Annotated in this window: 16 protein-coding genes; 7 read left to right on the forward strand and 9 right to left on the reverse strand. The window is 68.9% G+C overall.

The window, feature by feature from the left end; genetic code table 11:
• The coding region (locus L687_RS31910; RefSeq protein ID WP_021199872.1) for an HNH endonuclease signature motif containing protein at window positions 1-1281 on the reverse strand (1281 nt) is incomplete at its 3' end.
• A 204-nt stretch (window positions 1282-1485) separates the two neighbouring features.
• Between L687_RS31910 and L687_RS31915 the strand changes: the two genes are divergently transcribed.
• Together L687_RS31915 and L687_RS31920 are read left to right on the forward strand one after the other, a co-directional pair.
• Window positions 1486-1854 carry a DMT family transporter gene (locus L687_RS31915; protein ID WP_021199873.1) on the forward strand — a complete coding sequence of 123 codons (369 nt, stop codon included), beginning with the start codon at window positions 1486-1488 and terminating at the stop codon, window positions 1852-1854.
• Window positions 1851-2174, forward strand: coding sequence for a DMT family transporter (locus L687_RS31920; RefSeq protein ID WP_021199874.1), 324 nt, complete (start codon window positions 1851-1853; stop codon window positions 2172-2174). The genes L687_RS31915 and L687_RS31920 overlap by 4 nt, the downstream gene beginning before the upstream one ends.
• A 41-nt stretch (window positions 2175-2215) precedes the next feature.
• On the opposite strand, the gene L687_RS31925 is transcribed toward L687_RS31920, so the two are convergent.
• The 4 genes from L687_RS31925 to L687_RS31940 form a co-directional block, all read right to left on the reverse strand.
• A complete protein-coding gene (locus L687_RS31925; protein WP_021199875.1) occupies window positions 2216-2881 on the reverse strand; it encodes an SDR family oxidoreductase in 666 nt (221 codons plus the stop codon).
• 31 nt (window positions 2882-2912) lie between these two features.
• Window positions 2913-3449: a hypothetical protein gene (locus tag L687_RS31930; protein WP_021199876.1), complete on the reverse strand. Its 537-nt coding sequence runs from the start codon at window positions 3447-3449 to the stop codon at window positions 2913-2915.
• A 113-nt stretch (window positions 3450-3562) separates the two neighbouring features.
• Window positions 3563-4498, reverse strand: coding sequence for an N-acetylmuramic acid 6-phosphate etherase (murQ, locus tag L687_RS31935; RefSeq protein WP_021199877.1), 936 nt, complete (start codon window positions 4496-4498; stop codon window positions 3563-3565).
• The gene (locus L687_RS31940) at window positions 4488-5381 is read right to left on the reverse strand and encodes an N-acetylglucosamine kinase (protein ID WP_021199878.1); all 894 of its coding nucleotides are present in this window, start codon (window positions 5379-5381) and stop codon (window positions 4488-4490) included. Before L687_RS31940 ends, murQ begins: the two co-directional genes overlap by 11 nt.
• Window positions 5382-5490: 109 nt before the next feature.
• Between L687_RS31940 and L687_RS31945 the strand changes: the two genes are divergently transcribed.
• Window positions 5491-6348 carry a MurR/RpiR family transcriptional regulator gene (locus L687_RS31945; RefSeq protein WP_021199879.1) on the forward strand — a complete coding sequence of 286 codons (858 nt, stop codon included), beginning with the start codon at window positions 5491-5493 and terminating at the stop codon, window positions 6346-6348.
• A 111-nt stretch (window positions 6349-6459) separates the two neighbouring features.
• Here the strand turns inward: L687_RS31945 and L687_RS31950 are convergent, their stop codons facing one another.
• The 4 genes from L687_RS31950 to L687_RS31965 form a co-directional block, all read right to left on the reverse strand.
• Complete coding sequence (locus L687_RS31950; RefSeq protein ID WP_021199880.1) at window positions 6460-7575, reverse strand: substrate-binding domain-containing protein; 1116 nt, start codon at window positions 7573-7575, stop codon at window positions 6460-6462.
• A gap of 62 nt (window positions 7576-7637) precedes the next feature.
• Window positions 7638-9008: a multiple monosaccharide ABC transporter permease gene (mmsB, locus tag L687_RS31955; protein ID WP_021199881.1), complete on the reverse strand. Its 1371-nt coding sequence runs from the start codon at window positions 9006-9008 to the stop codon at window positions 7638-7640.
• On the reverse strand, window positions 9005-10618 hold the full coding sequence (mmsA, locus tag L687_RS31960; RefSeq protein WP_416338464.1) for a multiple monosaccharide ABC transporter ATP-binding protein: 1614 nt from the start codon (window positions 10616-10618) through the stop codon (window positions 9005-9007). The genes mmsB and mmsA overlap by 4 nt, the downstream gene beginning before the upstream one ends.
• Window positions 10619-10785: 167 nt before the next feature.
• Window positions 10786-11799, reverse strand: coding sequence for a LacI family DNA-binding transcriptional regulator (locus L687_RS31965; protein WP_021199883.1), 1014 nt, complete (start codon window positions 11797-11799; stop codon window positions 10786-10788).
• Window positions 11800-11979: 180 nt separating this feature from the next.
• Between L687_RS31965 and L687_RS31970 the strand changes: the two genes are divergently transcribed.
• From L687_RS31970 to L687_RS31980, 4 genes are all read left to right on the forward strand, one after another.
• Window positions 11980-13467, forward strand: a complete 1488-nt coding sequence (locus tag L687_RS31970; RefSeq protein WP_021199884.1) for an amidohydrolase family protein — start codon at window positions 11980-11982, stop codon at window positions 13465-13467.
• Window positions 13464-14792, forward strand: a complete 1329-nt coding sequence (locus tag L687_RS0121620; protein ID WP_021199885.1) for a serine hydrolase domain-containing protein — start codon at window positions 13464-13466, stop codon at window positions 14790-14792. Before L687_RS31970 ends, L687_RS0121620 begins: the two co-directional genes overlap by 4 nt.
• A 142-nt stretch (window positions 14793-14934) precedes the next feature.
• The gene (locus L687_RS31975) at window positions 14935-16323 is read left to right on the forward strand and encodes a serine hydrolase domain-containing protein (protein ID WP_021199886.1); all 1389 of its coding nucleotides are present in this window, start codon (window positions 14935-14937) and stop codon (window positions 16321-16323) included.
• Complete coding sequence (locus tag L687_RS31980; protein WP_021199887.1) at window positions 16320-17237, forward strand: serine hydrolase; 918 nt, start codon at window positions 16320-16322, stop codon at window positions 17235-17237. Before L687_RS31975 ends, L687_RS31980 begins: the two co-directional genes overlap by 4 nt.
• Window positions 17238-17292 lie beyond the last annotated feature (55 nt).

Below are 17292 nucleotides of genomic sequence, written 5' to 3' on the forward strand. Positions count from 1 at the left end.
TCCGGTCCCGGTCCCACTCCCGGTTCTGGTTCCGGTTCCGGGAGCGTCGATGCGTATCTCCCACCCGTTGTCGTGGATGCGATGGTGACAGGTCTCACACAGCAGCACCCCGTTGGAGAGATCGGTCGGCCCGCGATCGCGTGTCCACCAGCGGATGTGATGCGCCCTCGTCATCTCCGGCGGCAATCCGCACATCGCGCATCCCCCGTCACGCTCCACCAACGCCAGCCGTTGCGCCCGGGTGAACAACCGTTTCTCCCGCCCCCAATCGAGCACCTCACTGTCCCCACCGAGAACACACGGGATCACGCCGCCCCCGGCCGCCATCCGCCGCGCCGCCCCGACACTGACCGGCTGATCCACACCATCCACGGTCGCCGACCCGGTCCCGGCCTCCAGATCATCCAGACCCACCCGCACGATCACCGTCGCACCCGCCACCGGAACCCGCCGCTCACACCCGAGCACATGCGCGCAGAACACCGAAAGAGCATCCGCCTGAATCATCGGCACCGTCCGCCGATCCCCATCAGGAGCGCCCGCATCGGGCGCGCCCTTCCGCGCCGCGAACACCGCCGTCACGAACCCCCGGATCGCCGTCACCACCGGCGCCGCGGTCTCCACATCGAGAACCGCGTTCAGATGCACCATCCCGTCCCGCTCGAACAGCGACAACGCCCGCCTGCCACGGCGCTCTTCCTCACGCGGCTCCACCCCATCCGGGTCAAGCCACGCCTCCACCCGCACCACGAGCGTGCGCACACCATCGAGCGCGAGCCCTGCCGCCTTCTCCACCAGCAGCCGCTCCCCCTCAGCGACGCGCTCCACCCCCGCCACAACCCGGCACCGATCCAGCGCCGCGATGATCACCGCCGCCGCCGGAGCCCCCAGCACCCCCGCATCCAACGCCGCACTCACCAACGGATACCTCGCCGGCAGACGCGCCCCCAGAAGATCACTCCGCGGCGCCGTCGCCTCACCCACCCTGACAAGACGCGACGCCTCACCCGTCGACACCCCCGTCGCGGCCGCGATCAACGTCGCCGGACTACGGAAACCCTGCTGCTTCGCCAGACTCCCCGCACCCAACTCCGCACGCGACTCCCGAGCAATACACGCCGCCACCGACACATGCACCGCATCCAACCGACGCCGCAACACCCCGATCGACGCACTCACCACGACCAACTGCTCCCGCGACAACTCCCCCGAATCCCCCACACCCGCCCACACCTCATCCAAGCGAGACATCGCCTCATGCAACGCGGTCAAATTCGACATACTCGATTTTACCGCGACCACCACCGACATTCGAAGCTATATTCGAAGCAATGCCGGCATATCAGCGGCGCATAATCCCTCTCCTGTCCGACGTCGACAGCTCGCTCCCGTCCCGCTCTCGACCGCCATCGATTCCACACGCGCCGGGAATCCTGCACGCCGCCCTCGCGTTCTCCCCCTCGGACCCTCCACGAAAGGCCCCCGATGACAGATCGTCCTCGCCGTTCGGCATGGCCGCCCCTGCTGCTCGCGATCGGGCTGGAGGTCACCGCGACCCTCTCGCTGCGTGCGGCCGAGGGATTCACGCATCCGCTCTGGCTGATCGTCGTGGTTCTGGGCTACTCCGGCTCACTGTGGCTGCTGTCGGTGGTGCTCGATCGCGGCATGGCCGTCGGGGTCGCGTACGGCATCTGGTCGGCGATCGGAGTCGTGCTGACCGCTGTGCTCGGCACCGTGCTGTTCGGCGAACTGCTGGGGCCGGTGCAGATCATCGGCGTCGGCGTGATCGTGGTCGGCGTGCTGCTCGTCGAACTCGGTTCTCACACGCGCGAGACGACGGAGATCACCCCATGACCTGGCTGCTCCTCTCCCTCGCGATCGTCAGCGAGGTCACCGCGACGTTGAGCCTGCGCGCATCCGAGGGTCTGCGCCGTCGCCGTTGGATCCCCGTGATCGTCGTCGGCTACGTCGCGGCGTTCACGCTGCTCGGCACGATCCTGGCGCTGGGGATGCCGGTGGGCGTCGCCTACGGAATCTGGGCCGCCGCCGGCGTCGCGTTGACCGCCGTGCTGGGACGGGTCATCTTCAAGGACCACTTCTCGGCGATGATGGCCGTCGGCGTCGCACTCATCGCCGTCGGGGTCGGGATGATCGAGTTCGGCGGCGGGCACTGACGATCGCCAGCGCCCGCGACTGATCGAGCGCCCGGTACCCCTCAGTACTGCGCCGAGAACGCGCCGTCGGACTTCAGCAGTTGCCCGGAGATCCAGCGCCCCTCGTCCGACACGAGGAACTCCACCACCGCAGCCACGTCCGCCGGCTGCCCGAGGCGCCCGAGGGGCGTCATCCCGGCCAGACCCGTGCGCGTCTCGTCGTCCATCCAGCCGGTGTCGATGGGGCCGGGGTTCAGCACGTTCGCCGAGATCCCGCGCGGACCGAGCTCGCGCGCCGCAGAGATCACGAGGCGGTCGAGGGCACCCTTGGATGCGCCGTACGGGAGGTTGCCGGTGACGTGGTCGCTGGTGAGCGCGAGGATCACTCCCCCATCGTCGCCGATCTGCCGCGCGAACGCGGCGATCAGCAGCAGAGTCGCCCGCGCGTTCACGGCGACGTGCAGGTCGAAGCTCTCGGCGGTCGTGTCGAGGATGCCCGACTCCACGTCGTGCGCATGGCTCAGGATGAGGGCGGTGATCGGTCCGTGCGCGGCGGTGACCTCGGCGATCAGCGCCTCCGGTCCCTCGTGCGTCGAGAGGTCGGCCGGGTGGTCGGCATCGTGCAGGTCGCTGGTGACGACGGTCCATCCGGCGGCGCGCAGTCGAGGGACGATGCCGGCGGCGATGCTGTCGGCACGGGCGGCACCGGTGATCAGAGCGAGAGGCATGTCGCCACGCTATCGGAACCCGGAACTCCCCTCACGTCGCCAGGCACATCAGGGCGACCCCGGCGGCCAGCGCCCACGATTCGGTCGCGACCATTCGCGCGGTGCGCCCGTGATGGACGGGCTCGACGAACCAGTCCGCCACGACGGTCCACAGCACCACGCCGATCACTCCGGCGACGATCACGACCGACAGCAGCCCCGAGAGACCTCCGTGACCTCCGTGCGCCCCCGCACCGGCCTCTGGAGCCTCGCCTGTCACCGCACTCTCGAACGAGCAGACGGCGAGGAGCAGGGCGATGAGCGCACGGCGGAAGCACTCGCCGGCAGCCGAGGTTCCGCGCACCCCCACCGTGCCGAGCATGGCGGAGAGCAGAAGCACGGCCCCGAGCCCCAGACCGACCATCGGGGCATCTCCGGCGAGCGCGGCCACGAGCATCGCGGCCGCCATGACCAGCACGGCCTGTCGACCCTGCCACGGCACGGCGCGCCCCGCGATCAGCGAGGCCACCGCCGCGACGACGGCCGCACCGACGAGCAACCAGGGCGCCGCCGGAACGAGATCATCCACACCCGAATCCTATTGACGCAGGAGCACCCCAGGACCACGTCCGGCGTCCGGAATCAGCACCGCGCCCAGCGCCCGAGACGCAGGTGCGTGCCGAGATCAGGTGCGTATGAAGATCAGGCGAGTGCCGCGATCGCGTCGCGAAGGATGCCGTCGGCCTCGTCGAGGGCGGATGCCGCATCCTCGGGCGTCGCGTCGGCGGCGAGCATGAGGAGTGCGAGCTTGACCGAGCCGTCCGCCGCCTGCAGCGCCCCAGCCGCCTGATCGGTGTCGACGCCGGCGAGCTGCGACACCGTGCGAATGGAGCGGGCGTGGAGCTTCTCGTTCGTGGCCAGCAGGTCGACCATCACCCCTCGATATGTCTTGCCGAGGTTGATCATCGACAGCGTGGTGAGCATGTTGACGACGAGCTTCTGCGCGGTGCCCGACTTGAGCCGAGTGGATCCGGAGATGAACTCGGGACCGGTGACGACCTCGATCGCGATCTCGGCGGCCGCACCGATCTCGGAGTCGGCGTTCGAGGCGATCGCGACCGTGAAGGCGCCGACGCTGCGCGCGTAGGTCAGCCCTCCCACGACATAGGGGGTGCGGCCGGATGCCGAGATGCCGACCACCGTGTCGCTCTCCGAGAGTGCGAGCCTCCGCAGCGAAGCCTCCGCGGCGGTGTCGTCGTCTTCGGCGTTCTCCACGGCCGAGCGGATCGCGGTCTCTCCGCCGGCGATCAGACCGACCACCATCGAGGGATCGGTGCCGAAGGTCGGCGGGCACTCGCTCGCATCGAGCACGCCGATACGGCCTGCCGTGCCGGCGCCGATGTAGATGAGGCGCCCCCCGCGCCGGAACCGCGCGGTGATGCCGTCGACGGCGGTCGCGATCTCCTCGGCGTGCTCGGCGACGGCCTCGGGCACCCGCCGGTCCTCGGCATTCATGCGCCGGACGAGCTCAGCAGTGCCGAGCAGGTCGAGGTCGCCGCGCTCGGTCGTCGAGGCCTCGGTGTCGAGGCGGTCGAGCACGGAGAGGAGGGCGGCGAGACGGGAATCGTCATTCGGCACGGTGGACGAACCTTTCGTGGGGGAGGTCGGTGCGGCGTGCGAGCAGCAGCGCACCGTCGAGGGCGTCACCGCGCGCGGGGACGACCCGACGCCCGGCAGCCTGCAGGGAGGAGGTGAGGCACTCGCGGAACCACGAATGCGCGGTGAGTCCGCCATGGAGCACGACGTCGGCCGTGAGCGCGGACGCGGCGGACGCCGTCGCCGTGAGCAGTCGGATCCCCTCGGTGACGATCGCGCCGGCGACGACGTCGCCCGACTGCGCGGCGTCGAGGACGAGCGGGGCGAGCGTCGCGAGGCGCCGAGGGAGCGGACCGCCGCCCGCGAGCCAGGACTGGATGTCGGTGACCGCGCCGACGGGCTCGGCGATGGCCTCGGTGAGCACTGTGCCCGGCGCCAACCCGTCGTCGGCGCGCAGCACCGCACGCAGCGCTTCGCGCCCGAGCCACGAACCGCTGCCGAAGTCGCCGAGTTCCGGCCCCCAGCCGTCGATGAGCCGTGCGTCGTCGGCGTCGATGCCGAGCGCCGCCGCTCCGGTGCCCGCGATGAGGAGCACTCCCCCGGCCCCGTCGAGCGCACCTGCGTGGGCGGTGACCACGTCGGAGGCGACAGCGACTGCGGCACCGGTCTCGGCGGCGAGCCGAGAGGACAGCCCCTGCGCCGCATCCGGTGCCATCCAGGCTCCCGCGGCACCGACGCCGATCCGGTCGAGTCGCTCCCCCGCCAGGAGCGGGAGGATGGCGTCGAACGCGCTGGCCACCCCGCCTGCTGCGGCCAGGCCGGGAGCGCCGACACCGTCACGTTCGATCCGGCCCTCGGCGTCGGAGACCAGGACACGACACCGCGACTTGCCGAGATCGACGGAGGCGCTCTTCTGCACGCTCATCGGCTCTCCTCGGATCGGCGGAAAAAGGCTATGAAAAGAGACTACATGCGAAGTAGACTCTGCAAAAAGAATTTTCACCGCACCGGCGGCACCGCACGATGGAGGACCGATGAGCATCCAGTCGACGATCGAAGCCGCGGCCTCCACCCTCACGCCGTCGCTCGCCCGCATCGCGCTGGTCGTCCGGGAGAACCCCTCGGTCGTGATCGACAACACGATCAACGAGCTGGCCGCGGAATGCGAGACCTCGGTCGCGTCGGTCGTGCGCTTCTGCCGCGCCATCGGCTTCAGCGGCTACGCGCCGCTGCGCATGGCCCTGGCCGCCGAGCTCGGCAAGGAGGCGGCGCAGTTCTCGGCACGCGGAGCCTACGGGTCGGAGATCTCCGACGACGACACCCTGCAGGAGGCGGTGTCGAAGGTCGCGGCTCTCGAACTGCTGGCGATCGAGGAGACCGTCGCCCGTCTCGACTTCGCCGTGCTCGAAGCCGCGGTCGATGCGCTCGACCGCGCCGACCGCATCCTCCTCTACGGGCTCGGCGCCAGTCGGTTCGTGGCCGAAGACCTCACCCACAAACTCCTGCGCGTCGGTCGGAACGCGCACATGCCGGCAGACCCGCACGAAGCCGTGGCCGTCTCGGTGCTGCCCACCGCTCTGACCGTCGCGATCGGCTTCTCCCATTCGGGGTCCACGCTCGAGACGGTGCGCTTCCTGGAGACCGCACGCGCCAGCGGTGCCGCCACGATCGCGGTGACGTCGGCCAAGGATTCTGCCCTCGCGCGTGCGGCCGATCACCCGCTCTTCACCGAGGTGCGCGAATCGACCTTCCGCGCCGGTGCCATGGTGAGCCGCATCGCCCAGCTCACGCTCGTGGACTGCCTGTTCATCGGCGTCGCGAAGCGTCGATACACCGAGACCGTCGATGCTCTGCAGCGCACGGGCCAGGCCACCCGCGCCCTCCGCGGCTGAGGAAGGCGGCGGACGGACCACGCCGGTGCCGAACGCGAGCGAGCCGCCCCGACCCGAAGGTCAGGACGGCTCGCCGTTCCACGACGGTGAGCGTCGTGAAGAGGGTGCGTCTTACTGGTACGACTTCACGATCTCGAGGAGGCTCGGGACGTTGGCGTAGGCCTCTGCCGCGTTCTCCTTCGTGACGATGATCGGGTCGAGCAGGTAGGCCGGAACGACCTTCACGCCGTTGTCGTACTGCTCGGTGTCGTTGACGTCGACCTTCTCACCCTTCTGCAGCTGGCCGACCATCTTGATCGACTGCTCGACGAGGAGCGTGGTGTCCTTGTTGATCGTGGAGTACTGCACACCCTCCATGATCGACTTGACCGACTCGACCTCGGAGTCCTGACCCGTGACCACCGGGACCGGCTTGCCCGCACCCTGCACCGAGGTGATGATGGCGCGAGCGAGGGTGTCGTTCGGGGACAGGACGCCGTCCAGCGTCTCGGAGCTGTACGTCGACGTCAGGATCGAGTCCATGCGGCGCTGTGCGTTCTCCGCCTTCCAGCCCTCGGTCGCCGTCTGGGCGATCTCGGTCTGACCGGACACGACCTTCAGCGTGCCGTCGTCGATCTTCGGCTGGAGCACGTCCATCGCACCGTTGAAGAACACGGCCGAGTTCGCGTCATCGGGCGAGCCCGAGAACAGCTCGATGTTGTACGGAGCTTCATGACCCGCGCGCTCGGCGAGCCCGTCGAGCAGAGCCTGACCCTGCAGCTGACCGACCTTGAAGTTGTCGAACGCGACGTAGTAGTCGACGGCTTCGGTGTTCTCGATCAGACGGTCGTAGGCGATGACGGTGACGCCGGCGTCACGGGCGGCCTCGACCTGGGTGGCGAGCTGCTTGCCGTCCTTCGCACCGATGATGATGACCTTGGCGCCACCGGTGACCATCGCCTGGATCTGGTTCTGCTGCTCGGCGACCGTGTTGCTGGCCGGCGCGTACTGCACGTCAGCCTTGAACCCGGCCTTCTCCAGGCCGTCCGTGAACAGCTGACCGGCGAGGACCCAGTTCTCCGAGGTCTTGTCCGGAAGGGCGACGCCGATTGTGGCATCGGCGGCGAAGCCCTTGGCCTCGTCCCCCGATCCGGAACCGGTGTCACCGCCGCGCTCCGAGGAGCAGCCGGTGAGGGCGAAGGCGCCCGCGACGACAAGCGCTGTCGCCGACAGAAGAATCTTCTTCATGTGATCTCTTTCTCTGGTGTGTGAAGGTCCAGGTGCGCGTGCGGTACGCGCCTGGGCCCCTACTATCCGCGCGTCTCTTCGACGGCGGGGGCTTCGTACTTCTGGCTCGTGGGGTAGTTCGTCTTGGTCGGATCGAACGTGTCGGTCGCCGGGTCCTGCTTGCGGCCGAAGCGACGCGTGAGGAATCCGATGATCGACGGGCGGCCCTGCTGCTTGTTCCAGACGTCGACCCCGACGGCGAACAGGAGCACGAGGCCCTTGATCATGGAGACCACGTCGGCTCCGGCGCCCAGGAGGGCGAGGCCGTTGTTGAGGAACGCCATCACGAGACCACCGATGATCGACCCGATCACGGTTCCGATTCCACCGGAGACGGCTGCGCCACCGATGAAGACGGCGGCGATGGCATCCAGCTCCCAGCCGTTGCCGTCCTGCGGGCCGGAGGCCGTCGCCCTGGCGACGTAGATCATGCCGGCCAACGAGGCGAGCACGGACATGTTCATCATCACGAAGAAGTCGACCCAGCGGTCCTTCACACCCGACAGTCGCGCGGCCTGCCGGTTGCCGCCGACCGCGTAGATGTGGCGACCGAAGACGGTGTTGTTCGTGATGAACGAGTAGAGGATGACCAGGGCCAGCAGGATGATGCCCGAGATCGGGAAGCTGGTGCCCTCGCGCCCGGTGGCGAACAGCCAACCGGCGACGAGGATCACGACCGAGATGAGCACGACCTTGGTGACGCTCACCCAGAGCGGCGCCATGTCGGCGCCCATCTTGTGCTGGATGCGACGGGTGCGGATCTCCCAGAACACGATCCACGCGACGCCGGCGAGAGCGAGGAGCATCGTGAAGACGTTGAAGGGCACCGGGATGAACGACAGCTCGGGAAGGTATCCCGCGCCGATGACCTTGAAGCCCTGCGGCACCGGAATCGACAGCGAGTCGCCCACCGCCTGGTTCGCCCCTCGGAAGAACAGCATGCCGGCCAGCGTCACGATGAACGCCGGCACCCCGACGTAGGCGACCCAGAATCCCTGCCAGGCACCGACCAGCACGCCGACACCGAGACCGAGGAGGATGCCCAACGGCCAGGGGAGGTTCCAGTCCTGCATGGCCTTGGCCACGACGATGCCCGTGAACGCGGCGACGGATCCGACGGAGAGGTCGATGTGACCCATGATGATGACCATCACCATGCCGATGGCCAGGATCAGGATGTACGAGTACTGGTTGACGACGTTGATCAGGTTGCCGGAGGACAGCGTCAGTCCGGTGCCCTTGAAGATCCACGTCAGCACCTGGAAGACGACCAGGATCACGACCAGGCTGCCGAGGATGCCGAACTGACGGAGGGTCGACTGCCCTCCCCCGAACATCTTCGTGATGTCCTTGAAGTGGAAGCCGCGCTTCGTTGCGGTGGTGTCGGTGGTCATGCGGATGCTTTCTGGGTCGCGGAGGTCATGCTGCGCATGAGGTCCTCAGGTGTCGCCTGGTCGGCCGGGATGCAGTCGGTGACCCGACCTTCGAAGACGGTGTAGATGCGGTCGGAGATGCCGAGGAGTTCGGGGAGCTCGCTGGAGATGACGATGACGCCCTTGCCCTGAGCCGCGAGTTCGTTGATGATCGCGTAGATCTCGTACTTCGCACCGACGTCGATGCCACGCGTGGGCTCGTCGAGGATGAGCAGGTCGGGGTCGGTGAACATCCACTTCGCCAGCACGACCTTCTGCTGGTTCCCACCGGACAGCTTGCCGACACCCTCTTCGACGGAGGGCGTCTTGATGCGCAGCGCCTTGCGATAGCGCTCAGCCACCGAGAACTCCTCACGGGAGTCGACGACGCCGTTGTGCGCGATCTTCGAGAGCTTCGCCGCGACGATGGACCGCTTGATCGTGTCGAGCAGGTTGAGTCCGAGCACCTTGCGGTCCTCGCTGACGTACGCGAGCCCGTGCTTGATCGCCGAGGCGACGTCGTGCAGGGCGACCTCCTGGCCGTCCTTGATCAGGGTGCCGGAGAGGAAGGTGCCGTAGGAGCGCCCGAAGATGCTCATCGCGAACTCGGTGCGCCCCGCACCCATGAGACCGGCGATGCCGACGACCTCGCCGCGGCGCACGTTGATGTTCGAGCCCTTCACGACCATGCGCTCCGGCACGGTCGGGTGCTGCACCCACCAGTCCTTGACCTCGAAGAACACCTCGCCGATCTCGGGGGTGCGATCCGGGTAGCGGCTCTCGAGCGAACGACCGACCATGCCGCGGATGATGCGATCCTCGTTGATCTCCCCGCGTGAGATGTCGAGCGTCTCGACCGTGCGGCCGTCTCGGATGATCGTGATCTCGTCGGCGATCTGCTCGATCTCGTTGAGCTTGTGGCTGATCATGATCGACGCGATGCCCTTGGCCTTCAGCCCCAGGATCAGGTCGAGCAGGTGCTGCGAGTCGTTCTCGTTGAGGGCAGCGGTCGGCTCGTCGAGGATGAGCAGCTTGACGTCCTTGTTCAGCGCCTTGGCGATCTCGATGAGCTGCTGCTTGCCGACGCCGAGGGTCTTGATCGGCACGTCGGGGTCTTCGCTCAGCCCGACGCGGGCGAGGAGCTCGATGGCCCGCTCCTTCTGAGCCGTCCAGTCGATGCGTCCGCCGCGCTGGATCTCGTTACCGAGGAAGATGTTCTCGGTGACCGAGAGTTCGGGGATGAGCGCGAGCTCCTGGTGGATGATCGCGATACCCGCCTGCTCGCTGGCCGCGATGTCCCTGAACCGCTGCTCCTCACCGTAGAGCAGGATCTCGCCGTCGTAGGTTCCGTAGGGGTAGACCCCGGACAGAACCTTCATCAGGGTCGACTTCCCGGCGCCGTTCTCCCCGCAGATCGCGTGGATCTCGCCGGCGCGGACGGTGATGGAGACGTCGGCCAACGCCTTGACCCCCGGGAACTCCTTGGTGATGCTGCGCATCTCCAGGATGGGGCCTGACACGGTAGGCAACGTTGCTGTGGTGCTCACGGATCTTCCTCGCGACGTGCGGTCACCTTCGATGTGACCGTTCACATCGGTATATCGTCGTCTTCCGTGGGACCGGTGTCAAGTCGGCACCGGCAATTCGAATCCGGACCGTGACACTGTTGCTGCCGGCGCCATCTCGATCCACCACGCGACGGCACGGATCGAAAGGATTCGATGAATTCGAGCGGCGCGCCAGCGCTGCACGGAACGCGTCAGCGGATCGCGGCGGACTCGCGCGCGCGCAGGATCGTCTGCAGCGGCCCGAACGTCGGCGGCTGCTCCCCCCGGATCTGCGCGAGCAGGATGCGCACTGCTCGACGACCGAGCTCGGGGAAGTCCTGGTGCACGGTGCTGAGCGTGGGAGCAACGTGCGCCGCGACCGGGATGTCGTCGAAGCCGATGACGCTCACATCGTGCGGCACCCGCACACCGGAATCACGGAAACCGTGCATCAGCCCGATCGCCATCAGATCGTTCGCGGCGAACACCGCAGTGAAGTCACGCCGGAGCGACAGCTCCTTGCCGGCGAAGTAACCGAAGTCGGCCGTCCAGTCGCCGCGGATCGGCGGGAACGTCGGCAGATCGGCCTCGCGCAGACCGTCGAGATAGCCGCGCATGCGCGACTCCGCCTCGATCCAGTCCTGGGGACCGGCCAGGTGCAGGATGTCGCTGTGACCGAGCGAGATCAGGTGCTCGGTCGCCGCTTTGGCACCCGCGACCTGATCGGCGGACAGGCTCACGCCATCGGAACCCGAAGCCGTCTGCAGGGTCACGAACGGCATGTCGACCGACATGCCGCGCAGCACATGGAACACCCGCACCTGCGGGGCGAGCACCACGATGCCGTCGGCCTGCTCACGCGACAGCTGCCGCACCGCATGGCCGATGGCCTCCGGCGTCGTGTCGGCGAGGTTCAGGGTCGAGACCGAATAGCCCTCCTCCCGCGCCGCATCCTCGATGCCGGCGATGGACGAGGTGGGTCCGAACTCCCCGATCGTGGCCGACAGGATGCCCAGCATGTTCGACTTGCTGGTGACCAGGGCGCGCGCGGCGAGGTTCGGCCGGTAGTCGAGGACCGAGATGGCGTCGAGCACCTTGGCCTTCGTCTCGGGCCGGATGCTCGGATGATCGTTGAGCACGCGGGACACGGTCTGATGCGAGACACCGGCGAGGCGGGCGACGTCGCGAATGCTCGGCAGGCGGGCGCGCTCGGAGGCGGTGGACATCACTTGCCTCCTTGCGTGTGCACGGTCACATCCCCACTACATTATGTCGGTCGACGCCGGCGCGTGCACCTCTCGACGGCGGGACCGTCGCCGAACGGCTTGTGCCCGGGCACCGGAACGACCCCCCGGTTTCGTCGGGCGGCACCGGATCCGCTCCGGCCCGCATGGCATGGTGACGACGTGGACACTCTGCTGCGCGGCGGGCGCGTGATCGACCCGAAGACGGAGACCGACCGGATCACCGATCTGCTGATCGCGGGCGGGCGGGTGGCGGCGGTCGGCGACGGGCTCATGGCGCCACCCGATGGCGAGGTCGTCGATGCCGCCGGCCTCATCATCGGGCCGGGTTTCGTCGACCTGCACAGCCACGTGCACTCGATCGCGGGGCACCGGCTGCAGGCGATGGACGGTGTCACCACCGCCCTCGACCTCGAAGCAGGGCTCATGCCGATCGCCGAGGCCCTCGCGCGCGCCGCGGCCGACGGGCGCCCCCTGAACTACGGGTTCTCGGCCTCCTGGTCGCAGGCACGGGCATACGCGCACCTCGACCGGGTGCCCGTCGCCGACTTCACCGCGTCGATGGATCTGCTCGGCACGCCCGAGTGGCAGCGCTCCTCCTCCCCCGCGGAACGCCGCCGCTGGCTCGGTCTGCTCGAAGACGAGCTGGGAGCGGGGGCTCTCGGCATCGGCGTTCTCATGGGATACGCACCACGGTCCGATCCCGACGAATATCTCGACCTCGCACGTCTGGCCGCCGCAGCGCACGCCCCGACCTTCACGCACGTGCGGGAGCTGATCGAAGCCGACCCCCGCACGCCGATCGACGGCTCGGAAGAGCTCGTGCGCGCCGCTGCCGAGACCGGGGCCGCGATGCACCACTGCCATGTGAACAGCACCTCGCTGCGCCACGTCGACCGCGTGCTGGGCCTGCTCGACCGCAGCCGCGCCGCCGGATCCCGCGTCACCGTCGAGGCATACCCCTACGGGGCCGGCAGCACGGCGATCGGCGCCTTCTTCCTGGCGCCGGAGAAGCTCCCAGGCCTCGGCATCACTCCACGGTCTCTCGTGCTCGTCGACACCGGCGAGCGCATCGCCGATGAGGCCCGCCTGCGCGAGGTACGCGCGACGGACCCCGGTGCCACCTGCATCGTCACGTTCCTCGACGAGGGCGACCCGTTCGACCGCGCACACCTGCACCGTGCCCTGGCCTACCCGGATTCGATCGTGGCGAGCGATGCGATGCCGATCTCGTGGAACGCGAGCGGCGGACGCACCGTCTACGAACAGCGCGACTGGCCGCTTCCCGCCGGCGGCCACACTCATCCGCGCACCGCGGGCACCTTCGCGAAGTCGTTGCGGCTCATGGTTCTCGAGAGCGGCACGTGGAGCTGGCTCGAAGCCTTCCGCCGCTGCTCGTTCCTCCCCGCGCGGGTCCTGGACGAGGTCTCGTCCGGCATGCGGGGCAAGGGACATGTGGCGGTCGGGGCGGATGCCGACATCGTGGTGATCGACCCGACGACGTTGACCGACAGGGCGAGCTACGCCGACCCGATCCGACCGTCGCGGGGCGTCCGGGAGCTCTACGTCCACGGCACTCGCGTCGTGCACGAAGGAGAGATCGTGACCGCAGCCCTGCCGGGCCGCGCCGTACGAGGGGATGCCGCGTGAACGACGACCTGCAGGAGTTCTTGGACGCCACCGCCGCAGACCTGGGCGTACCCGGCGCGGTGGTCGGTGTGATCGACGGGGATCGGGAGCTCATCGCGACGACCGGCGTCGCCGCGGTCGACACCGGCGCCGCGGTGACGGAGAGCACCCTGTTCCAGGTCGGCTCGACCTCGAAGACCTTCACGGGAACCGTCGCGATGCACCTGGTCGAGAACGGCGCGCTCGACCTGGACACACGCGTGGTCGACGTGCTCCCCGACCTTCGTCTCGCCGACGGGGAGGCCCTCGCGGCGCTGCGCATCCGGCACCTCCTCACGCATTCCGGAGGGTTCCTGGGTGACGCGGATGATCGGCCAGGGTGGGATGACGACGCCCTCGCCCGCAACGTGGCCACCTTCTCCGATCTTCCGCAGTTCTTCGCGCCCGGTACCATCGCCTCGTACAGCAACGCCGGCATCCGGCTGCTGGGTCGCGTGATCGAGACGATCACGGGTGAGACGTTCGAGCAGGCGGTGCAGCGCGTCGTCCTCGATCCGCTGGGCATGACGGAGACGTTCTTCTTCCCGTGGGACGTGATCGCTCGCCCCCATGCGGTGGGGCACGTCCCCGGCGAGAACGGAGCGATGGCGACCTTCCCGCACTGGCCCCTGACTCGCGACATCGCGGCCGAGGGCGGCATCGTGTCGTCGGTGCGCGATCAGCTCGCCTACGCCCGTTTCCAGATGCGCGGCGAGTCCGAGGGCACGCCACCCGTGGGCGACGCGACCCGGCTCCTGATGCAGCAGCCCCACCTCGCCGCCGGTCCGCCCATCGACGCGATCGGTCTGCCCTGGCTGCTCAGCCGACACGGTTCGGCTCGCGTCGTGATGCATGGGGGGAACATCTCCGACACGCAGCTGAGCGAGTTCGTGATGGCTCCGGAGGAAGACCTGGCCGTCACCGTGCTGACCAACAGCGGCAGCGGCAAGGCACTCGGGGCGCAGCTCGTCGACTGGTGCTTCGCACGGCTTCGCGGCATCGAGAAGCCCCCCGAGACGGCGGAGCTGCACGCGGTGGAGCTGCTCGAGGAGATGGTCGGCACCTACGACGCCGGGCAGTGGCGCTACGACGTCACCCGTGTCGGCGATGCGCTCGAGTTCGCGATGGTGCTGCGTGAGGACATCGCCGCCCTCGGTATCCCGGCCCGCCCGCCGCTGCGGCTACGCGTGCGCGCCGACGGCGCCCTCATCACCGACGCCGATCAGCCCGTAGGGCGCGTGCTCGACGCGGCTGAGGGTGGTCCCGAGCTGCTCCACGTGGGCATGCGCGCCGTGCGACGCCGCTGACCGCCGATCCTTCGTCCGGGCGCACCAAGGTCTGGAGAAGTCTCGTCGCCGGGCACCAACGAGGCGATGGAGCACGCGAATAGTCTCGGCCCCATCGCCGTCGCCCGAAGACGACGGCCCCACTCGACGAAGAGGAGCGCACGTGTCCGACCTGAACGAAATCGGCAGCTGGGTGCGGGAGAACCTTCCCACGATGCTGGCCGACGCGCACATCCCCGCGGCATCCGTCGCGATCCTGGCCGGTGGCGAGATCTTCACCACCGCTTCCGGGATCCTCAACCGCAACACCGGCGTCGAAGCCGACGAGGACTCGGTCTTCCAGATCGGCTCGATCACGAAGACGTGGACCGCGACGCTCATCATGCAGCTCGTCGACGAGGGTCTGCTCGACCTCGATGCCCCGGTGCGCGACACCGTGCCCGCGTTCGCGATCGGCGATGACGCGGCGGCGAGCGCGATCACCCCCCGCCAGCTGCTGAGCCACGTGAGCGGGTTCGAGGGCGACCTCTTCAACGACACGGGTGTCGGCGATGACGCGGTCGAGAAGTATCTCGCGACGATCGCCGACGCTCCGCAGCTCTTCGCCCCCGGCGAGCGCTTCTCGTACAACAACGCCGCATTCGTGGTGCTCGGCCGCATCGTCGAGGTGCTGCGCGGCACGTCGTACGACCAGGCACTGCGCACGCACCTCGCCGCCCCGCTGGGCCTCACGCACGTGGCCACGACGGCCGCCGAGGCGATCATGTTCCGTGCAGCGCTCGGGCACATCCCCGCCGAGAGCGGCGATGAGCCGGTCCCCGCGCCGGTGTGGAGCCTGGTGCGCTCGAACGCCCCGGCCGGATCGATGCTCGCCATGACGGCACGCGACCTCGTGACCTACGCCCGCATGCACCTCGACGGCGGGGTCTCCGCCGACGGCACGCGGGTGCTCTCGGAGCAGAGCGTGCGAGCGATGCAGGAGCGGCAGGTCGATCTGCCGGAGCTCGGCCTGATGGGCGATGCCTGGGGCCTCGGCTGGGAGATCTTCGACTGGGACGGCGGACCCGTGATCGGGCACGACGGCGGCACGATCGGACAGAACGCGTTCCTGCGGATGGTCCCTGGCGCGGGGGTCGCGGTGGCCGTGCTCACGAACGGCGGGCGCACGGTCGACGCCTATCACGCGATCACATCGAAGGTGCTGGCGGCTCTCGCCGGGGTCACCGTACCCACGCTCCCCTCGGTTCCGGAGTCACCGGTGCCGATCGACCTCGAACGGGTGCTGGGCACCTACTCGTCGTCGGTCTCCGACTCGACGGTGCGTGTCGACGACCAGGGTCGCATCTGGCTGGAGCGCACCATGAAGGGCATCTTCGCCGAGCTGGGTCCGGCTCCCGAACCGGTGGAGCTCGTCGGCTGGGCCGGCGACACCCTGCTCCCGCGCGAACCGCAGAACGGCATGCACATGCCGCATGCGTTCGTCGGCGACGACGGCAGCGGCCGCGCGCTGTACCTGCACACCGGACGCGCCGATCGCCGGGTGGACGCGTGACCATCACGACGACCCCGGCATCCGAGACGTCCGCGCAGATCGCCGAGATCTTCGCCGGCGCGGGAGCCACGGGCTTCCTGCACGCGCGGGAGATCGGCGTGGCCGACGGTCCCGAGGTGACCGTCGGCGCCGACGAACCGGTGGTGCTCGCCTCGGTCTTCAAGATCCTGGTGCTCACCGCCTACGTGCGGGCGGTCGCCGCGGGCGAGCTCGACCCGACGGCCCGCACGACCGTGACGGCGCGCTACCGGATCGGCGGCGTGGGCACCGCCGGCTTCGCGGACGACGTCGAGGCCAGTTGGCGCGACCTGGCGCTGAACATGATGTCGATGAGCGACAACGCGGCGACCGACGTGATCTACCACCGCCTCGGAACCGAGGCGGTGGACCGGGTCATCGCCGACCTGGGGTTGGCGGACACCCGACTCATCGGATGCTGCGAAGACCTGTTCGCCTCGGTGATCGCCGACCTCGGCGGTACCCCGGACAGCCACCTGGACGAGCTGTTCACCGGCGCGACCGCAGAGCAGATCCTCGCGCTCGACGCCGTGCAGCCGCTGCGGACCTCGCACTCCACGCCGCGGGATGTCACCACACTGCTGAACGCCCTGTGGACCGACACCGCAGCCCCGGCCGAGGCCTGCCGTCAGGCGCGCGACATCATGGCGCTGCAGATCTGGCCGCATCGGCTGACCGCCGGATTCCCCGGCGAGGTGCGCATCGCCGCGAAGACCGGCACGCTGCCCACCTGGCGCAACGAGGCCGGCGTCGTGACCTATCCCGACGGCCGTCGGTACGCGGTGGCCGTGTTCACCCGGGCCGCCTCGCTCGCCGACCGGCAGCCGCTCGTCGACGCCTCGATCGGCCGTGCCGCCTTCGCCGCCGTCGAGGCCCTGCGCACACAGACCGTCTGATCCGCACTCCCCCCTGCACCACCGCACTCCCCCTGCACGACCCACCTGCACCATC

This window comes from Microbacterium maritypicum MF109 (assembly GCF_000455825.1).
GTDB lineage: Bacteria > Actinomycetota > Actinomycetes > Actinomycetales > Microbacteriaceae > Microbacterium > Microbacterium maritypicum_A.